Source organism: Pseudomonas sp. SDO5532_S415, assembly GCF_054071155.1.
Genome location: NZ_JBSVWS010000127.1, coordinates 1 through 17816, shown reverse-complemented (window position 1 = coordinate 17816; position 17816 = coordinate 1). Strand labels below are relative to the sequence as shown.

Here is a 17816-nt window from a genome sequence, read left to right as displayed (position 1 = left end):
CACAGTGGATGTGGAGAACCCGAACCCTGTGGGAGCGAGCCTGCTCGCGAAGAGGCCAGACCAGGCAACCCAAACTCCTGATCCCTCAGCTCAACCCATCCCGAAACTGCCCCGGTGTCATCCCGGTCCAGCGTTTGAAAGCGCGGCTGAAACTGCTGGTATCGGCAAACCCCAACAGATAACTGATCTCGCTCAACGACACCTGTGGATCGCGCAGGTGCAACAGCGCCAGGTTTTCGCGGCTTTCGTTGAGCAGCGTATCGAACCGACATCCCTCGTCAGCCAAGTGCCGCTGCAAGCTGCGCAGGCTCAGATGCAAGGCCTTGGCGATGTGTTCGGCGCTGGGTTCACCTTCCGGCAATTGCTCTTCGATGGCATCGCGTACCTTGCGCTCCCAGGTCAACGGCTTGAGCTGCGCCAGGGTGCGCTTGAGTACGGTTTCATTGTGTTCGGCCAGTTCCGGGTTGGCGTCGTCCAGATGACTGTCGAAATCAGCCAGCGCGAACTCCAACCGGTCTTCATCGGTGGAAAAATAAACCGGTGAGCGGAACACCTTGTGCCATTGGTGCGCGTCCGCCGGTTCCGGGCGACGCAGGTACACCGCCAGCGGGGCATAGTCGCGGCCCAGGCGATTGCGGCAAGTGCGCACGTAAATCGCAGTGAAGGCATCGATGGCTTCGTAGGCCGGGGCGGGATTGCCCGGCGGGATTTTCAGGCGGAAGTGGTAGCGGTCTTCAGCGCGGGTCAGCTCCAGCTCCAGCGCATCACTGACCACCTGGTGATAACGCACGATGCGCTCGAACACCTCGCGCAAACTGCCGCTGGCCACTAGCGCATAACCCAGGGCGTGAAACGTGGTGGGGCTGACGAACCGTGAGACGCGCAAACCAATCGCCGGGTCGCCGCTGACCTGCACTGCGAGTTCCCACAGGCGTGTGGTGCCGGACAACGGGTAGCGCGCGTTCGGGTCGTCCATCAGTTGTGGGTCGAGCCCGGCTTGCTGGCACAACGCCGTGCTGTCGAGGCCCAGGGCGTCGAGCTGCTTGCGCAATGCGCGGGTCCAGCTGGCGAGGGAGGTCGGTTCAGTCATGCTGATTGGCGCTTCCGGTCAACAGGTTGGCGTTCACGGCTACCGCTACGAGAGGATGCAGCGGGCAGGATGCGAACATCAATAACCAGAGGATGGAAGCATGCACGGTACTTCTGCAAGTCCCCAGCGACTGAATGTTGCTCAACGCTCGGCGCATATTCGTGAAGTGGTGCTGGCCAAGGGGGTCCAATTGCGCGAGCGCTACCCGATTCTCAAGCACCAGGATGCCCTGGGAGCAGGCATTCTGGCCTTCGCGCTGGCCGGGATGATCGGTTCGGCGGCGCTCTACATGACGGGGCATTTGGCGTGGTGGGCGTGCCTGTTGCTCAACGGTTTTTTTGCTTCGCTGACCCACGAACTGGAACACGACCTGATTCACAGCATGTACTTTCGCAAGCAGCGGGTGCCGCACAACCTGATGATGGGCCTGGTCTGGCTGGCGCGCCCGAGCACCATCAACCCATGGATTCGCCGTCATCTGCACCTCAACCATCACAAGGTCTCCGGCACGGAAACCGACATGGAAGAGCGGGCGATCACCAACGGCGAACCCTGGGGCATTGCCCGGCTGCTGATGGTCGGCGACAACGTGATGTCGGCGTTCATCCGCATGCTGCGGGCGAAAACCCGGGCGCATAAATTCAGCATCATCAAGCGCACGTTGACGGTCTACGCGCCGTTGGCGCTGATGCATTGGGGCGCGTGGTACGTGTTCCTCGGTTTCCACGCGGCCAATGGCATCGCCCATTGGCTGGGGGCGCCGATTGAATGGTCGGCGACCACGTTGTCGGTGATGCAGGTCATCGACATCGCCGCGGTGGTGATCATCGGCCCGAACGTATTACGCACCTTTTGCCTGCATTTCATCAGCTCGAACATGCACTACTACGGTGACGTGGAACCGGGCAACGTGATGCAACAGACACAGGTGTTGAATCCCTGGTGGCTGTGGCCGTTGCAGGCGTTCTGCTTCAACTTCGGCAGCACCCACGGGATTCATCACTTCGTGGTCAAGGAACCGTTCTACATCCGCCAGATGACGGCTTCGGTGGCGCACAAGGTGATGCGCGAGATGGGTGTGCGTTTCAATGATTTCGGCACGTTCGGGCGGGCGAACCGGTTTGCGCGCGGGGAATCGGCAGAGCCGCAGCAGGTGCGTGCCGCTCAGGTTTGATCATTGTTCCCGGAAACTCAGATGCGTGGACGTCGTCATCAATTTGACCCAAAGGGACGCTACGGTGTGACGCAAGCAACGATGATGGGCGGTTGCCGTGGGGGTGAATTTGCTTATGCAATTAGGGTCTATTAAAGAAATTAAATATTCCTTTATTGGATAACCGATTTCGCCAATCATCTGCGCCAGGGTTGTTGATCAGCGCTGACAGAATTTGAGTTTTCCGGGGCCGTCTCCTTGGCAGGGTGCGGTCCCTTTTTTATTCCATCTGCAAAACCACACCGAACCCCTGTGGGAGCGAGCTTGCTCGCGAAAGCGGCCTGTCAGTTATCTTCCATGTTGACTGACACGGCCCCTTCGCGAGCAGGCTCGCTCCCACAATGGTTATGTCGTATATTCGATATTAGTCTTAATAAATAGCTTCTTATTCCTTAACGAATATAACTCTCCTCCCTATACTCGACCGGGAACAGACACGCAGCAGGAGAGCTCCCCATGCGCAACGAATCAATTCGCTACCTGATTGTGCCGGGCTGGCAAGGATCGCCAGAAGATCATTGGCAAAGCCATTGGCAGAACAGTCTGCCGAACAGCGCACGGGTGGAGCAGGCCGACTGGCTGACACCGCGACGTGAAGACTGGGTCGCGGCGCTTGCCGAGGCGATTGCCACCGACAGTACCCCGGTGATCCTGATTGCCCATAGCCTGGGCTGCATCACCGTTGCGCACTGGGCAGCGACGGCACCGTTGCAGTTTTTGCGTCAGGTTCGCGGCGCCTTGCTGGTCGCACCTGCAGACGTCGAGCGCCCGACCTGCGCGCCGGCGCTGCGCAACTTTGCGCCGATTCCTGCCGACCTGTTGCCGTTTCCGAGCCAGGTCGTCAGTTCCGACAACGACGCCGCCGTCAGTGCACCGCGGGCGCTGGAGCTGGCGCGTAACTGGGGGGCGGAAGCGGGGATTCTGTCGGGTGCCGGGCACATCAATGTGAAGTCCGGTCACCAGCGCTGGGAGCAGGGCTTTGCCTACCTCTATCGCCTGCAAAACCGCATGGAACACCACGCGCTGCGCCGCGCTTGAAACTTTCAACTTTTTAAACGCCCCCGTCTCCCGGCGGTTTTGGGCGGGAGTCTGCCATGAGTTTTGAAACCTTCGGTCAGCCGCTGCTGACCTTTCCCGACGCCGAAAAAAGTCCCCTGAGCATCCGCGCCAAGGCGCTGGTGTTCGTCGACCCGCGCTCGCGGCAATTGCGCCAGGAGCTGGAACAACTGGCACCGCGTTCGATCTCGGTGCTGATCCGGGGTGAAACCGGCACCGGCAAGGAATTGCTGGCGCGGCATATTCATCGCGCCAGTGATCGCGGTGGCTTATTCGTTTCGGTCAATTGCGGCGCGATCAGCCCGACCTACGCCGACGCCGAATTGTTCGGTTATGCCGCCGGCAGCTTCAACGGATCGGCCAGCAGCCGTGCCGGCTGGTTCGGCTCGGCCAACGGCGGCACCTTGTACCTGGACGAGATCGGCGATTTGCCGTTGCCCATTCAGATCAAATTGCTCGCCGCCCTGGAAAATCACGAAGTCACCCGTGTCGGTGCGCACCAGCCGAGCCCGGTGGATGTGCGTCTGGTCGCCGCCACCAGCATCGACCTGGCCCAGGCTGTGGCCGCCGGCAAATTCCATGAGCGGCTCTATCACTACCTCAGCGAAGGCCAGCTCGAGCTGCCGGCATTGCGTGACCGGGTAGGCGATATCCTGTCGTTGGCAGAGTACTTTCTCGGCATCTACAGCCAACGGCTGGACCTGCCGGTGCCGCTGATCAGCGAGGCCGCGCAACGCGTGCTGGAACGACACAGTTGGCCGGGCAATACCCGCGAGCTGGAAAACGTCATTCACTTTGCGTTGCTGGTGAGTACGGGCGATGAAATTTTGCCGGAGCATCTGAATTTGCCGGATGAAGGCCTGAAGCAGATCGAGCAGCAGCTTAAGCAGATTCTCGGCAGCGCCTCCGATGCCGAGAAAGAAGCCTTGAAACAACTACTTAAAGACGCCGACCTTCTGTAGGAGCGAGCTTGCTCGCGATGGTCGTCAACGATGACGCGGGTTTTCTGGATGCCCGTGTTGTCCCTGCGTTCATCCCGAGCAAGCTCGCTCCTACAGGGTAATGTGCGGGCTAGAGCGGTATGAACAAAATGGAATATGAAAGTGAATAAAAGATATTGTTCGGGAATAAAAAATCCCGGTATCGTCCGCATCACGCCAGCGATAGCACACTACTGGCACTTGTATTAATAGCCGTCGCCACAAGCGACTGTGATTTTCGATAAGGACACTGCATGAAAAAGGTTCTGTTGTTCACCGCACTGGCGGCTGCCCTGACCACGGGTCTGGCCCAGGCCGGCGAGAAACTGGTGGTCGCGGCGACCCCGATTCCACACGCCGAAATTCTTGAACTGATCAAGCCAACCCTCGCCAAAGAAGGCGTGGATCTGGAAATCAAAGTCTTCACCGACTACGTTCAACCGAACGTGCAGGTCGACCAGAAGCGTCTGGACGCCAACTACTTCCAGACCCTGCCGTACCTGAAAAGCTTCAACGAAGGCAAAGGCACTCACCTGGAAACCGTGATCGGTGTTCACGTTGAACCCTTCGGCGGCTACTCGAAGAAAGTCAAAACCCTGGCTGAGCTGAAGGATGGCGCGACCATTGCCATCCCTAACGAAGGCAGCAACAGCGGCCGTGCCCTGATCCTGCTGCAGAAGGCTGGCCTGATCGAGTTGAAAGACCCGAAAAACGCTCTGGCAACGCCGAAAGACATCGCCAAGAACCCGCACAACTTCAAGTTCAAGGAACTGGAGTCCGCCATGCTGCCGCGTGTGCTGGATCAGGTCGACCTGGACATGATCAACACCAACTACGCGCTGGAAGCAGGCCTGAACCCGGCTAAAGACGCGCTGGTGATCGAAGGCGCGGATTCGCCTTACGTGAACTTCCTGGTCGCTCGTCCAGACAACAAGGACAGCGTTGCCATCCAGAAACTGGCCAAGGCCCTGACCAGTCCGGAAGTGAAAGCATTCATCGAGAAGAAGTACAGCGGCGCGGTACTGCCGGCGTTCTGATTCGCGAGGTAAACCCCTTCAAGGTTTCCAACGCCGACGGCTAACAACAGCGTCGGCGTTTTTTGCGTCCGTCACATCTGTGACAAGGGAGTTCTTGTGGCGAGCGAGCTTGCTCGCGTTGGGTTGCGAAGCGACCCTGAAACCTGCACATGCGGTCTGTCAGGTATACCCCACTGGATGTTTTTGCGACGGCTACGCAGCCGAACGGGAGCAAGCTCCCTCGCCACAAAATCAAAAGATTCAGGCCACCCTGGCCTTCAACGCCCTGCGCAACGCCACCAGCAACTTGACGATGTCTTGCGGATTCATCGGTTGGGGCACTTTCACGTCTGCCATGTTCTCTTCCTTGTGATGGTTCGGCCGGGGAGTCTGGCCAAAAGCGGTCCGTCCTTGGAGGGGGAGTCTGAAAAAAAGATCCTTCCTACGGCGCAAGGGAAAATAGTCGTCTTCCGCCGCCCCGGCAAATCCATGGGATAGTTTTTTGCGTGATATCAATATGCTTTAACGGTATTTAAATTCTTTTTTTTATACCTTTAAAGTTGGTGCTTGCCGGGCTGTTATCCATGGCCCATGGACTGCGCCACCGTCGCTTACCGAGCGGCGTCCAGGATGTTCAATGGACTTCGATTACGCTTTTATCCTAAGCACCCTGCCGGCCTTCCTCAAGGCCGTGGGCGTGACGCTGCAGGTCGGACTCATCGCCATTGGCACGTCGCTGCTGGTGGCTCTGATCAACGCGACAATCCTGGTGTTTCGCACGCCCTGCCTGCAGCGACTGGTCGGGCTCTATGTCGAGTTGGCGCGCAACACACCGCTGTTGATTCAACTGTTCTTCGTCTACTTCGCCTTGCCGGCACTGGGCATCAAGGTGTCGGGTTTCGCTGCGGCAATCATCACCATGACCTTCCTCGGCGGCGCCTACCTCACTGAGGTGCTGCGCGCCGGCGTGGACGCCGTGCCCCAGGCACAACTGGAATCCGGCCGCTCCATCGGCCTCTCGCACGGGCAATTGCTGCGCTACGTGATTCTGCCGCAGGCCGGCATCCTCAGCCTGCCGTCGTTGTTCGCCAATTTCATTTTCCTGCTCAAGGAAACCACCGTGGTCTCGGCGGTGGCGGTGCCGGAAATTCTCTACACCACCAAGAGCTACATCGCGCTCTATTACAAAACCTACGAAATGCTTGCCGTACTGACGCTGATTTGCGTGCTGCTGTTCTTGCCGCTGTCGCTGTTGCTCAGCCATCTGGAAAGGAGGCTCCAGCATGGCCAGTTCGGGTCTTGAATTGCTGTGGGTGTCGTTGCCGCAACTGGGCAAGGGCGCACTGCAAACCCTGTCGATATCGTTCCTGAGCATCGCTATCAGCACGGTAGGCGGTGTGATCTATGGCGTCTTGCGCACGCTGGATGTGAAGGGGTTGAACGCGATCCTGCGGGTCTATCTGGAGCTGTTTCGGGCGATCCCGGTGCTGGTCTGGTTGTATTTGCTGTTCTTCGGCCTGCCGATCTTCTTTGGCCTGAGCATTCCCAGCTTCTGGTGCGCGGTGCTGGTGCTGTCGCTATGGGGCGCCAGCGAGGTCGGTGAAGTGGTGCGCGGGGCATTGCATTCGTTACCGCGAGGGCAGCGTGAAGCGGGCCTGTCGATCGGCCTGAGCAACCCGCAACTCTACAGCTACGTGTTGCTGCCCCAAGCGCTGAAACGCATGACGCCGCCGACCATCAACGTTTACACGCGGATCATCAAGACCAGCTCCCTGGCGGTCCTGATCGGTGTGGTGGATGTGATCAAGGTCGGCCAGCAAATCATCGAACGCACCTACGAATCAGTGCTGATCTACGGCGCGCTTTTCCTGTTTTTCTTTTTCATCTGCTACCCGTTGTCGGCCGCCTCGCGTGTGCTGGAGCGGCGCTGGACGCAAGCATGAGCGCATTGATCGAGTTCAAGGGTTTCAACAAATTCTTCGGCGAACAGCAGGTACTCAACGGCATCGACCTGAGCGTGAAATCGGGTGAGGTCATCGTCATCCTCGGTCCCAGCGGCTGTGGCAAAAGCACCCTGCTGCGTTGCCTCAATGGGTTGGAAGCCGCCCACAGCGGCAGCCTGACATTTGTCGGTCGTGAACTGCTGGACAAGGCCACCGACTGGCGTGAAGTGCGGCAGCAAATCGGCATGGTGTTCCAGAGTTATCACTTGTTTCCGCACATGAGCGTGCTCGACAACCTGTTGCTCGGGCCGCTCAAGGTACAGAAGCGCGACCGCTGCGAAGCCCGTGCCCAGGCGCAAGCCTTGCTCGAGCGTGTGGGGCTGGCGGACAAGCGTGATGCTTTCCCACGACAACTCTCTGGTGGCCAGCAACAACGCATCGCCATTGTCCGTTCGCTGTGCATGAACCCCAAGGTCATGCTCTTCGATGAAGTCACCGCCGCCCTTGATCCCGAGATGGTCAAGGAAGTGCTGGAAGTCATTCAGGGCCTGGCCCGCGAGGGCATGACCCTGTTGATCGTCACCCACGAAATGGCCTTCGCCCGCGCCGTGGCCGATCGCATTGTGTTCATGGATGCCGGGCGCATCCTTGAGCAAAACCGTCCCGAGATTTTCTTTACGAATCCGCAAACCGCACGAGCGCAGCAGTTCCTGGAGAAGTTCTCCTACGTCGCCGCACTACCTGTAACGACTCAAACAAAGGAACTGGAACTGCCATGAAAACTGCCAAGTCTTCACTCTTGCTTCTTCCACTGCTGAGCCTGGCGCTGCTGGCCGGCTGCAACAAAACCGAAGAACCGCCGAAACCGAAAGTCGCCAGCGAGAGCACCGCGCCGAGCGGTTACCTGGAAAAGATCAAGGCGCGGGACAAACTGATCGTGGGCGTGTTTACCGACAAACCGCCGTTCGGGTTCGTCGATGAGGCCGGGCGCTACGTGGGCTTCGATACCGACATCGGCCGGCAATTCGCCAAGGATCTGCTGGGCGATGAAAACAAGGTCGAGTTTGTTGCCGTGGAGCCGGCGAGCCGGATTCCGTTCCTGCAAAGCGATAAGGTCGATCTGATCCTGGCCAACATGACCGTCACCCCGGAGCGCAAGGAAGCGGTGGACTTCACCAACCCCAACCTGAAGGTCGCGGTGCAGGCTTTGGTACCTCAGGACAGCGCGGTGAAAAACCTCGATGACCTGGCGACCCGCACCACCATCGTCACCACCGGCACCACCGCCGACATCTGGCTGACGAAGAATCACCCGGACTGGAAACTGCTGAAGTTCGAGAAAAATTCCGAGTCCCTGCAAGCCCTGGCCAATGGTCGCGGCGATGCCTACGCGCAAGACAATCTGGTGCTGTTCAGCTGGGCCAAGCAGAACCCTGGCTACCGTGTGCTTGAGCAGAAACTCGGGGCCGAAGCACCGATTGCGCCAGCGGTGAAGAAGGGCAACATTGAACTGCGCGACTGGGTCAATGCCGAGTTGGCGAAGCTGGGCGAGGAGAAGTATCTGCTCAAGCTGTACGACCAGTATGTGCGCAAGGAACTGAGTGATGACACCAAGCCTGAGAGTGTGATTGTCGAGGGTGGGAAGTGGCAGGGGTGATTCACTAACTTCTGCAGTGATCTTGCCGCCACCTTCGCTTGCAGGCTCGCTCCCACATTGGAATGCATTTCAAATGTGGGAGCGAGCCTGCTCGCGAAGCTTTTTCAGACTCCGCTTAATCCGGCCAATACCACGCCGGCTCATCCAGCACCCTCAATGTCGGCGGCCTGGGCGTCAACAGCGCGCCATGGCGAACTGGCGAAACCATTTCCCATGCATGACTAGCAGTTCTGATAGGTGTCCTGATCCTTCGGGCAGTGCAAGCTCAATGCATCGAAAGGAGGTGTTCATGATGCTGAAAACAGAATTGTGCCGCTATCGCTATGACGCTCTGGACCAACTGATCTTGCGTGAGCCGGCAGGACAGGAAAAACTGCAACGATTTTATCGTCATGAGCATCTGACGACCGAGCTGCAAGGTCAGGCCAGCCAGAGTGTGTTCCTGCACGACAAGCAACTGCTGGCACTGCGATCATGTCAGGGCGATGTGTTCAATACTGAACTGCTGACCACCAATCAGCAGCGCTCCGTGTTGCAGGTCACCGGGCCGGGTGGATCGGTGCGTCAGGTTTATACAGCCTACGGTCATCGACGGGCGGAGAGCGAACCTGGCAGTTTGCTGGGTTACAACGGCGAGGCGGTCGATCCGGTCACCGGGCATTATCTATTGGGCAAAGGTCATCGGGCATTCAACCCCGTGCTGATGCGCTTCAACCGCCCAGACAGGTTGAGTCCGTTTGGTCGGGGCGGGTTGAATCCATACGCGTATTGTCAGGGAGATCCGGTGAATTTCAGCGATCCGACGGGCCGAGCAGCCGCGAAAGACTGGCAACCCTGGCTGTTCCTTGGATTGTCTGTCCTGAGTCTTGTTTCGGGCGGGGTCGGGTTTTTCTCGTCAGGGCTCTCTTTCAAAGAAGCAAAAATCAGAAGTTATCCAGTCTCTGCACCACTCTCGAAAAAAGCCAGGTATGCAGGTATGGCGGGGGCTGTGACGGGGTTGATCGGAGGCGCGGTGGGGACGGTGAGATCCACCATGGCGGTCACGGATTCGGATAGTTCTGCTCTGGATCCTCTGCTCATCTCAATGGCTGCTTTGAGCGTGTTGTCTTTTGCTGCTTCAGGTACTTCAGTGTCTTACAACTTTCGTGCTTACAAGATGAACAGGGCCGAAGCAGTGAAGGATGCCTACAGCGGGTTAAAACAAGGACCGTATAAAAATCCTCAGGCAAAATTGCCGTTAGCTCCGTCTACGACGCCCGTTACCCCTAAACCTTCAGCCCCAACGTCAATCTCACTGTCTTCCGATTTAGTGCTCCCTACTCAAAGGGTCAAGCGAACTTATGATGAAATGTCCTTTGACTCTGCTACGCCTCCTGCCAGCCGGAACCGATTGGTGGCCAGGCGTAGTAACGACATTCGAAAATCGTGATGGTCCTGAGCCTCAATCCGGCCAATACCACGCTGGCTCATCCAGCATCCGCTGCCCGACAATCCCGGTTTGCCCGAAGTTTTTTTCCAGTACGATGCAATTGCATTCCGGGTCCTCTTGCAGTGCCGAAATCAATCGCCGCGCATGGGATACCACCCACACCTGACACTGCTCCGACGCGCGGATAATCAGCCTCGCCAGCGCTGGCAGCAGGTCCGGATGCAGGCTGGTTTCCGGTTCGTTCAGCACCATCAAAGTCGGCGGCCTTGGCGTCAACAGCGCCGCCACCAGTAACAAGTAACGCAACGTCCCGTCCGACAACTCGGCTGCCGACAACGGCCGCAGCAAACCTTCCTGGTAAAACTCAATGGCAAAGCGTCCGCCGGCCAGCGGCTGGATATGCAGTCGTGCACCGGGAAACGCGTCGCTGATTGCGTTTTGCAACGCCACGGGGTCACCGATTTCGATGATGGTCTGCAACGCCGCCGCCAGATCTCTGCCGTCGTGATGCAGTACCGGGGTGCGGGTGCCCAGTTGCGGTTGGCGCACCGGCGCATCGGCGTCGCTGCGAAAGTGATCATAGAAGCGCCAGCGACGGATGAATTCGCGCATCTGCAGCACTTCCGGCGAAGCCCGCAGGCTGCCGACCTGGTCGAACAGGCTGTCGAAATTCGGTGTGTGTTGAGCCAACACGTCCCAGCTACGGCTGGCCCGGGCGCGGATCATCGGGCCGTCGCGATCCACCAGCAAGCTGGCCGGGCGGTAGAAAGGGCCGGACCAGATGCATTCCTTTTTGATTTCCGGGTCCAGGGAGAACGCAGACTGGCTCGGCTCGGGCAATCCGAGGGCAATCGAATAGCTGAAATCATCACCGGCGAACCCCAGGCGCAGGCGTTTGGGGCCGTGTCGTACGGTCGACTCGATCGGCACTTCGCCATTTCGCATGCGTCGCGAGATGTTTTCCGGACCGGCCCAAAAGGTCGAATCCAGCCCGCCCTCGCGGGCCAGCGCATTGACCACCCCGCCCTGAGCGGTTTCCGCCAGCAGGCGCAGTGCCCGGTAGAGATTGGATTTGCCGCTGCCGTTGGGGCCGGTAATCAGGTTCAGCCGACCCAGCGGGATCACCAGTTTGTTGATGGAGCGGTAATTGGCCACTGCCAGTGTGTTGAGCATGAAAACGTTCTCTGGGACCCGGAAACGGCATCACGATAATCGTGTATGAAAAATTACAATGTAGGACTCTTCACCAATTGCTGTAGGAGGAAATTCCGATCAGCGCGGGCGAAGGTGAAACCGTGTTCTAAGCTGACAGTCGTATCGTCAATGGCACGCCCGTACAACGCAAAGGAGTCTGCATGGCTGGTCCCGGATTGAAGATGGCGCTTGGCCTGAGCCTGTTGGCCTTGCTGAGCGCTTGCAGTGAAGAGAAACCCGTCGAAAAGGACCGGCCACGGGTGTTCGTGCAAGAGGTGAAGCCAGCCGATTACGCCGCCAGTGTAACCTTGACCGGCGATGTGCAGGCACGGGTGCAGACCGAGCTGTCGTTCCGCGTCGGCGGCAAGATCATCCAGCGCACGGTCGATGTCGGAGACCGGATTGCCGCCAAACAGGTACTCGCCCGGCTTGATCCCAAAGACCTGCAAACCAGTGTCGATTCAGCCCAGGCCCAGGTCGTCGCCGAGCAGGCCAAGGTCAAACAGAACGCCGCGTCGTTTGTGCGTCAGCAAAAACTGCTGCCCAAGGGCTACACCAGCCAAAGCGAATATGACTCGGCACAAGCGGCGTTGCGTAGCAGCCAGAGTTCGTTGGCGGCGGCCCAGGCGCAGTTGGCCAATGCCCGCGAACAATTGAGCTATACCGCGTTGATATCCGATGCGCCGGGTGTGATCACGGCGCGTCAGGCCGAGGTCGGCCAGGTGGTACAGGCTACGGTGCCGATCTACAGTCTGGCCCAGGACGGTGAGCGCGACGCAGTGTTCAACGTCTACGAGTCGCTGCTGATCGAACCTCCGACAGACCGAACGGTGGTGGTCAGCCTGCTCGATAACCCAGCGATCAAAACCACCGGCACCGTACGCGAAATCACCCCGGCAGTCTCCGAGCAGACGGGCACGGTGCAGGTCAAGGTCACCCTCGACAGCCTGCCGCAAGGCATGCAACTGGGCTCGGTGGTGAGCGCTACCGGCACCACCCGTGGCAAAGCCGCGGTTGAATTGCCATGGTCGGCGCTGACCAAAAAAGTCAACGAACCGGCGGTGTGGCTGGTGGACGCGGGGGGCAAGGCGCAATTGCACCCGGTCACCGTCGGCCGCTACCTGACCGGTAAAGTCATCATCAGCGCCGGTCTGAACGGTGGCGAAAAAGTCGTCATCGCCGGTGGCCAGTTGCTGCACCCCGGTGTGACGGTGGAAGTCGCCGAAAACACCTACAAGGACCTGGCCACGGAGGCTAAGCCATGAAGCCTCTCTTGTGGGTGTTGGCCAGCGTGATGCTGGTGGCTTGCTCGAAAGAAGAACCGTCGCCGGAGCCGGTGCGTCCGGTACTGTCGATCAAGGTGCAGGCACTGGGTGAAGAAACCCTCGGGCGTTTTGCCGGCAACATCCAGGCCCGTTACGAAAGCAATGTCGGCTTCCGGGTGCCCGGACGCATTGCCAGTCGCAGTGTCGACGTCGGGGCGGAGGTTGAAAAAGGCGCCTTGCTCGCCTCGCTCGATCCCACCGACCAGCAGAACCAGTTGCGGTCGGCCGAGGGTGATCTGGCGAGCATCCAGGCGCAATTCATCAACGCCCAGGCCACCGCGCGGCGACAGCAGGATCTGTTTGATCGTGGCGTGGGCTCGCAGGCACAGCTCGACTCCGCGCAAACCGATCTGAAAACCACCCAGGCGTCGCTTGATCAGGCCCGGGCTGCGGTCAATCAGGCCAAGGATCAGCTCAACTACGTTGAATTACGTGCCGACCACAAGGCGGTGGTCACCGCGTGGAGTGCCGAGGCCGGGCAAGTCGTCACCGCTGGCCAGCAGGTCGTGACCCTGGCACAACCGGACATCAAGGAAGCGGTGATTGATCTGCCGGACACCTTGATCGACCAATTGCCCAAGGATGTGGTGTTCCAGGTCGCCTCGCAATTGAACCCGGAAATCAGCACCACGGCCATCGTGCGGGAAATCGAGCCCCAGGCCGAAAGCACGACCCGCACCCGGCGCGCGCGTCTGACCCTGTCCGAGACACCGCCTGCGTTTCGTCTGGGTACGGCGATCAGCGTGACCTTGAGCTCTACGGTCAAACCCCGAATCGAGCTGCCTGTGAGCGTGCTGCAGGAGGTCGAAGGCAAGGCCCGTATCTGGGTCGTCGATCCGCAGACGCAAACCGTGTCCCCCCGGGACGTCAGCCTCATCAGTCGCACCGACGGCAGCGTCGTGCTGGCCGGCGGTGTGAAGAACGGCGAGCGTGTCGTCACGGCCGGTGTGAACAGCCTCAAACCGGGGCAAAAAGTGAAAGTCGATGAGGACAGCCCACAATGAAAGGGAGTTTCAACTTATCCGAATGGGCGCTCAAGCATCAGTCGTTCGTCTGGTACCTGATGTTCGTCGGCCTGCTGATGGGCGTGTTCTCGTACATGAACCTGGGCCGCGAGGAAGATCCTTCGTTCACCATCAAAACCATGGTGATCCAGAGCCGCTGGCCCGGTGCGACCCAGGAAGAAACCCTCAAGCAGATCACCGACCGCATCGAGAAAAAACTCGAAGAACTCGACTCCCTCGACTATGTGAAAAGCTATACCCGCCCCGGCGAATCCACGGTCTACGTGAACCTGCGCGACACCACCAAGGCCAAGGACATTCCGGAAATCTGGTACCAGGTGCGCAAGAAAATCGGCGACATCAAAGGCCAGTTTCCCCAGGGTATTCAGGGACCGTCTTTCAACGACGAGTTCGGTGATGTGTTCGGCTCGGTCTACGCCTTCACGGCCGATGGGTTGTCGATGCGCCAGTTGCGTGACTATGTCGAGCAGGCCCGCGCCGAAATCCGCGATGTGCCGGGGCTGGGCAAGATCGAGATGGTCGGTCAGCAGGACGAGGTCCTTTACCTGAATTTCTCCACGCGCAAACTGGCGGCGCTGGGCATTGATGAACGCCAGGTATTGCAGAGCCTGCAAGCCCAGAACGCCGTGACCCCGGCTGGGGTGATCGAGGCGGGACCCGAGCGGATTTCCGTGCGCACGTCCGGGCAGTTCGCGTCCGAAAAAGACCTGGCCAACGTCAACCTGCGGCTCAATGACCGGTTCTATCGACTGGCCGACGTCGCTGACATCCGGCGTGGCTACGTCGATCCGATGAGCCCGGAGTTTCGCTACAACGGGCAGCAGGCCATCGGCCTGGCCATCGCCATGCAGAAGGGCGGCAACATTCAGGTCTTCGGCAAGGCGTTGCACCAACGCATGATCGACCTGACCGCCGACTTGCCCGTCGGCGTCGGAGTGCACACCGTTTCCGACCAGGCCCAGGTGGTGGAGGAGGCGGTCGGCGGCTTCACCAGCGCGTTGTTCGAAGCGGTGGTGATCGTGCTGGTGGTCAGTTTCGTCAGCCTCGGTGTGCGCGCCGGGTTGGTGGTGGCGTGTTCGATCCCGCTGGTGCTGGCGATGGTGTTCGTGTTCATGGAATACAGCGGCATCACCATGCAGCGGATTTCCCTCGGTGCGTTGATCATTGCCCTGGGTCTGTTGGTGGACGATGCGATGATCACCGTCGAGATGATGGTCTCGCGCCTGGAGTTGGGCGATACCAAGGAACAGGCGGCGACGTTCGCCTACACCTCGACCGCTTTCCCGATGCTCACCGGGACCCTCGTGACGGTCACCGGTTTCGTTCCGATCGGCCTCAATGCCAGCTCGGCCGGCGAGTACACCTTCACCTTGTTCGCGGTGATCGCCGTGGCGATGCTCGTCTCATGGATTGTCGCGGTGCTGTTCGCCCCGGTGATCGGCGTGCACATCCTCAGCACTAAGGTGAAGCCCCACTCGGCAGAGCCGGGGCGTATCGGGCGAGCGTTCAATGGGGGCTTGCTGTGGAGCATGCGCAACCGTTGGTGGGCCATCGGCATCACCGTGCTGCTGTTCTTGCTGTCGGTGGTGGGCATGCGTTTTGTGCAGAACCAGTTTTTCCCGTCCTCGGACCGCCCGGAAATCCTGCTGGATCTGAACCTGCCGCAAAACGCCTCCATCGAGGAAACCCGCAAAGCGGTGGACAAGCTCGAAGCCACGCTCAAGGGCGACCCGGACATCGTGCGCTGGAGCACCTACATAGGCCAGGGCGCGATCCGTTTCTACCTGCCCCTCGACCAGCAATTGCAGAACCCGTACTACGCGCAACTGGTGATCGTCAGCAAGAGTTTCGAGGCGCGAAAAGTGCTCAGCGACCGCCTGCGCGAACGCCTGCGCAAGGATTTCGTCGGTATCGGCAGCTACGTGCAGGCGCTGGAAATGGGCCCGCCGGTCGGGCGGCCGATTCAGTACCGGGTCAGCGGCAAAGACATCGATCAGGTACGCAAACACGCCATCGATCTGGCCAGCGAGCTGGACAAGAGCCCGCACATCGGCGAGATCATTTTCGACTGGAACGAGCCGGGCAAGGTCTTGCGCATCGATATCGCCCAGGACAAGGCACGCCAGCTCGGCCTGTCGTCCGAGGACGTGGCGAACCTGATGAACAGCATCGTCAGCGGCTCGACGGTGACGCAAGTTGACGATGATATTTACCTGATCAACGTGGTCGGCCGTGCGGTGGACACCGAGCGGGGCTCACCGGAAACCTTGCAAAACCTGCAAATCGTCACGCCGGGCGGTACCTCGATTCCGCTGCTGGCATTCGCCACCGTGCGTTACGAATTGGAGCAGCCGCTGGTGTGGCGCCGTGACCGCAAACCGACGATTACCATCAAGGCCACGCTGCTCGGCGACATTCAACCCACGGACCTGGTGACCGTGCTCAAACCGGACATCGACAAATTCGCCGCGAGTTTGCCGGTGGGCTACAAGGTCGCCACCGGCGGTACGGTGGAGGAAAGCGGCAAGGCCCAGGGGCCGATTGCCAAGGTCGTGCCGTTGATGCTGTTTTTAATGGCAACCTTCCTGATGATTCAGTTGCACAGCGTGCAGAAGCTGTTTCTGGTGGCCAGCGTCGCGCCACTGGGCTTGATCGGTGTGGTGCTGGCGCTGGTGCCGAGCGGAACGCCGATGGGCTTCGTGGCGATTCTGGGGATCCTGGCGCTGATCGGCATCATCATCCGCAACTCGGTGATTCTGGTAACCCAGATCGATGCGTTCGTCAGCGAAGGGTATTCGCAGTGGGATGCGGTGATGGAGGCGACGGAACACCGCCGTCGCCCGATCCTGCTGACTGCGGCGGCGGCGAGTCTGGGCATGATTCCGATTGCCCGGGAAGTGTTCTGGGGTCCGATGGCTTACGCGATGATTGGCGGCATTATCATTGCCACCTTGCTGACGCTGCTGTTTCTGCCGGCGCTGTATGTGGCCTGGTACAAGATCCGCGAACCGAAGTAAGAGATTGCATAAAGGCGAGCGCTTCGCGCTCTATTCGCGAGCAGGCTCGCTCCCACAGTTGATCTTTGGTGGATATGAAATTTGTGTACGCCGAGATCCATTGTGGGAGCGAGCCTGCTCGCGAAGGCGTCCTGACAGATTACGCAGGTTTACGCCAAACACTCGCCAACCAAGGCTGCTGCTCGCGCGGCAACCCCGCCGGCCGGTAGTAATGCTCCAGCTCCACAAATCCCGCCTCGGTGAGCAAGTGCTGCCACGCCGCGAGGTCGTGATAGGCCCCATAACGCGGCCCGTTCCAGCCTTCCTGATTCTCGCCACGTGGATTGGAACTGAACAACACACCGCCGGGTTTCAATGTCGCCCGCAGTTCCTTCAACACCCTCGGCAACTCCTGACGCGGGACGTGAAACAACACCGCATTGGCAAAGATCCCATCGAAGCGTTCGGCTGGTAGATCGAGTTTCAAAAAGTCCTGCTGCCAGACCTCGCACCCGCTGTCCTCGCGGGCCATCTGCGCGAGTTTTTCCGAACCATCGAGCCCGACAGCCTTGTGGCCCATGCGGGTGAAGGTCTGCAAGTCACGTCCCGGCCCACAGCCGAAATCGAGAATATCGAACGGCGCCTCGCCCTGAATATGTCGCAACAACGCATCGATGTTCTGGCTGACATCGTGATCACGCGTCCCTTCACGAAAACCCTCGGCTACCGAGTTGTAATGGGCCAAGGTGGTGGCGGTGATCTGTTGGAGGTCGGTGGGGGTCTGTTTCATGGTGGCTGCACAGGCGATTGATATCTGCCGAATATACGCCATCAGGTTCGGGGCTGCTGCGCAGCCATTCGCGAGCAGGCTCGCTCCCACATTAGACCGCGT

At 59.5% G+C, this 17816-nt stretch carries 15 protein-coding genes; 12 read left to right on the top strand and 3 right to left on the bottom strand.

The features are described 5' to 3' along the window. Positions 1–85: 85 nt before the first annotated feature. Positions 86–1090: an AraC family transcriptional regulator gene (locus ACW9HW_RS22315; RefSeq protein WP_095192420.1), complete on the bottom strand. Its 1005-nt coding sequence runs from the start codon at positions 1088–1090 to the stop codon at positions 86–88. A gap of 100 nt (positions 1091–1190) precedes the next feature. On the opposite strand from ACW9HW_RS22315, the gene ACW9HW_RS22310 reads away from it, so the two are divergent. The 9 genes from ACW9HW_RS22310 (at position 1191) to ACW9HW_RS22270 (ending at position 10384) form a co-directional block, all read left to right on the top strand. Beyond that, the gene (locus ACW9HW_RS22310) at positions 1191–2264 is read left to right on the top strand and encodes a fatty acid desaturase (RefSeq protein ID WP_457401780.1); all 1074 of its coding nucleotides are present in this window, start codon (positions 1191–1193) and stop codon (positions 2262–2264) included. A 495-nt stretch (positions 2265–2759) separates the two neighbouring features. After that, the gene (locus tag ACW9HW_RS22305) at positions 2760–3341 is read left to right on the top strand and encodes an alpha/beta hydrolase (protein WP_457401779.1); all 582 of its coding nucleotides are present in this window, start codon (positions 2760–2762) and stop codon (positions 3339–3341) included. A gap of 56 nt (positions 3342–3397) precedes the next feature. Further along, entirely contained in the window at positions 3398–4321 is a 924-nt protein-coding gene (locus ACW9HW_RS22300) for a sigma 54-interacting transcriptional regulator (protein WP_457401777.1), read from the top strand. Positions 4322–4593: 272 nt separating this feature from the next. Then, positions 4594–5376: a MetQ/NlpA family ABC transporter substrate-binding protein gene (locus ACW9HW_RS22295; protein WP_095192416.1), complete on the top strand. Its 783-nt coding sequence runs from the start codon at positions 4594–4596 to the stop codon at positions 5374–5376. Between the two features lie 616 nt (positions 5377–5992). Next, positions 5993–6658, top strand: coding sequence for an amino acid ABC transporter permease (locus ACW9HW_RS22290; RefSeq protein WP_095192415.1), 666 nt, complete (start codon positions 5993–5995; stop codon positions 6656–6658). Next, a complete protein-coding gene (locus ACW9HW_RS22285; protein WP_095192414.1) occupies positions 6639–7298 on the top strand; it encodes an amino acid ABC transporter permease in 660 nt (219 codons plus the stop codon). The genes ACW9HW_RS22290 and ACW9HW_RS22285 overlap by 20 nt, the downstream gene beginning before the upstream one ends. After that, positions 7295–8077 (top strand): amino acid ABC transporter ATP-binding protein, encoded by a 783-nt coding sequence (locus ACW9HW_RS22280; protein WP_095192413.1) that lies wholly within the window; start codon positions 7295–7297, stop codon positions 8075–8077. The genes ACW9HW_RS22285 and ACW9HW_RS22280 overlap by 4 nt, the downstream gene beginning before the upstream one ends. Next, complete coding sequence (locus ACW9HW_RS22275) at positions 8074–8955, top strand: transporter substrate-binding domain-containing protein (RefSeq protein WP_095192412.1); 882 nt, start codon at positions 8074–8076, stop codon at positions 8953–8955. Before ACW9HW_RS22280 ends, ACW9HW_RS22275 begins: the two co-directional genes overlap by 4 nt. 289 nt (positions 8956–9244) lie before the next feature. Beyond that, entirely contained in the window at positions 9245–10384 is a 1140-nt protein-coding gene (locus ACW9HW_RS22270) for an RHS repeat-associated core domain-containing protein (RefSeq protein WP_457401776.1), read from the top strand. A gap of 12 nt (positions 10385–10396) precedes the next feature. Here ACW9HW_RS22270 and ACW9HW_RS22265 read toward each other — a convergent pair whose 3' ends face one another. Next, on the bottom strand, positions 10397–11557 hold the full coding sequence (locus ACW9HW_RS22265) for an AAA family ATPase (RefSeq protein ID WP_095192410.1): 1161 nt from the start codon (positions 11555–11557) through the stop codon (positions 10397–10399). A gap of 182 nt (positions 11558–11739) precedes the next feature. Here ACW9HW_RS22265 and ACW9HW_RS22260 point away from each other — a divergent pair, with 182 nt between their 5' ends. The 3 genes from ACW9HW_RS22260 to ACW9HW_RS22250 are packed head-to-tail and all read left to right on the top strand — an operon-like array spanning position 11740 to position 16945. Continuing rightward, positions 11740–12843, top strand: a complete 1104-nt coding sequence (locus ACW9HW_RS22260) for an efflux RND transporter periplasmic adaptor subunit (RefSeq protein WP_457401775.1) — start codon at positions 11740–11742, stop codon at positions 12841–12843. Further along, positions 12840–13907 (top strand): efflux RND transporter periplasmic adaptor subunit, encoded by a 1068-nt coding sequence (locus tag ACW9HW_RS22255; protein ID WP_457401774.1) that lies wholly within the window; start codon positions 12840–12842, stop codon positions 13905–13907. Before ACW9HW_RS22260 ends, ACW9HW_RS22255 begins: the two co-directional genes overlap by 4 nt. Then, the gene (locus tag ACW9HW_RS22250; protein ID WP_457401773.1) at positions 13904–16945 is read left to right on the top strand and encodes an efflux RND transporter permease subunit; all 3042 of its coding nucleotides are present in this window, start codon (positions 13904–13906) and stop codon (positions 16943–16945) included. The genes ACW9HW_RS22255 and ACW9HW_RS22250 overlap by 4 nt, the downstream gene beginning before the upstream one ends. 139 nt (positions 16946–17084) lie before the next feature. Here ACW9HW_RS22250 and ACW9HW_RS22245 read toward each other — a convergent pair whose 3' ends face one another. Then, a complete protein-coding gene (locus tag ACW9HW_RS22245) occupies positions 17085–17714 on the bottom strand; it encodes a class I SAM-dependent methyltransferase (RefSeq protein WP_457401772.1) in 630 nt (209 codons plus the stop codon). Positions 17715–17816 lie beyond the last annotated feature (102 nt).

Excerpts from the sequence above, each read along its gene's own strand:
- ACW9HW_RS22315 (WP_095192420.1), bottom strand. The coding sequence starts at position 1,090 with ATGACTGAACCGACCTCCCTCGCCAGCTGGACCCGCGCATTGCGCAAG.
- ACW9HW_RS22310 (WP_457401780.1), top strand. The coding sequence starts at position 1,191 with ATGCACGGTACTTCTGCAAGTCCCCAGCGACTGAATGTTGCTCAACGC.
- ACW9HW_RS22305 (WP_457401779.1), top strand. The coding sequence starts at position 2,760 with ATGCGCAACGAATCAATTCGCTACCTGATTGTGCCGGGCTGGCAAGGA.
- ACW9HW_RS22300 (WP_457401777.1), top strand. The coding sequence starts at position 3,398 with ATGAGTTTTGAAACCTTCGGTCAGCCGCTGCTGACCTTTCCCGACGCC.
- ACW9HW_RS22295 (WP_095192416.1), top strand. The coding sequence starts at position 4,594 with ATGAAAAAGGTTCTGTTGTTCACCGCACTGGCGGCTGCCCTGACCACG.
- ACW9HW_RS22290 (WP_095192415.1), top strand. The coding sequence starts at position 5,993 with ATGGACTTCGATTACGCTTTTATCCTAAGCACCCTGCCGGCCTTCCTC.
- ACW9HW_RS22285 (WP_095192414.1), top strand. The coding sequence starts at position 6,639 with ATGGCCAGTTCGGGTCTTGAATTGCTGTGGGTGTCGTTGCCGCAACTG.
- ACW9HW_RS22280 (WP_095192413.1), top strand. The coding sequence starts at position 7,295 with ATGAGCGCATTGATCGAGTTCAAGGGTTTCAACAAATTCTTCGGCGAA.
- ACW9HW_RS22275 (WP_095192412.1), top strand. The coding sequence starts at position 8,074 with ATGAAAACTGCCAAGTCTTCACTCTTGCTTCTTCCACTGCTGAGCCTG.
- ACW9HW_RS22270 (WP_457401776.1), top strand. The coding sequence starts at position 9,245 with ATGATGCTGAAAACAGAATTGTGCCGCTATCGCTATGACGCTCTGGAC.
- ACW9HW_RS22265 (WP_095192410.1), bottom strand. The coding sequence starts at position 11,557 with ATGCTCAACACACTGGCAGTGGCCAATTACCGCTCCATCAACAAACTG.
- ACW9HW_RS22260 (WP_457401775.1), top strand. The coding sequence starts at position 11,740 with ATGGCTGGTCCCGGATTGAAGATGGCGCTTGGCCTGAGCCTGTTGGCC.
- ACW9HW_RS22255 (WP_457401774.1), top strand. The coding sequence starts at position 12,840 with ATGAAGCCTCTCTTGTGGGTGTTGGCCAGCGTGATGCTGGTGGCTTGC.
- ACW9HW_RS22250 (WP_457401773.1), top strand. The coding sequence starts at position 13,904 with ATGAAAGGGAGTTTCAACTTATCCGAATGGGCGCTCAAGCATCAGTCG.
- ACW9HW_RS22245 (WP_457401772.1), bottom strand. The coding sequence starts at position 17,714 with ATGAAACAGACCCCCACCGACCTCCAACAGATCACCGCCACCACCTTG.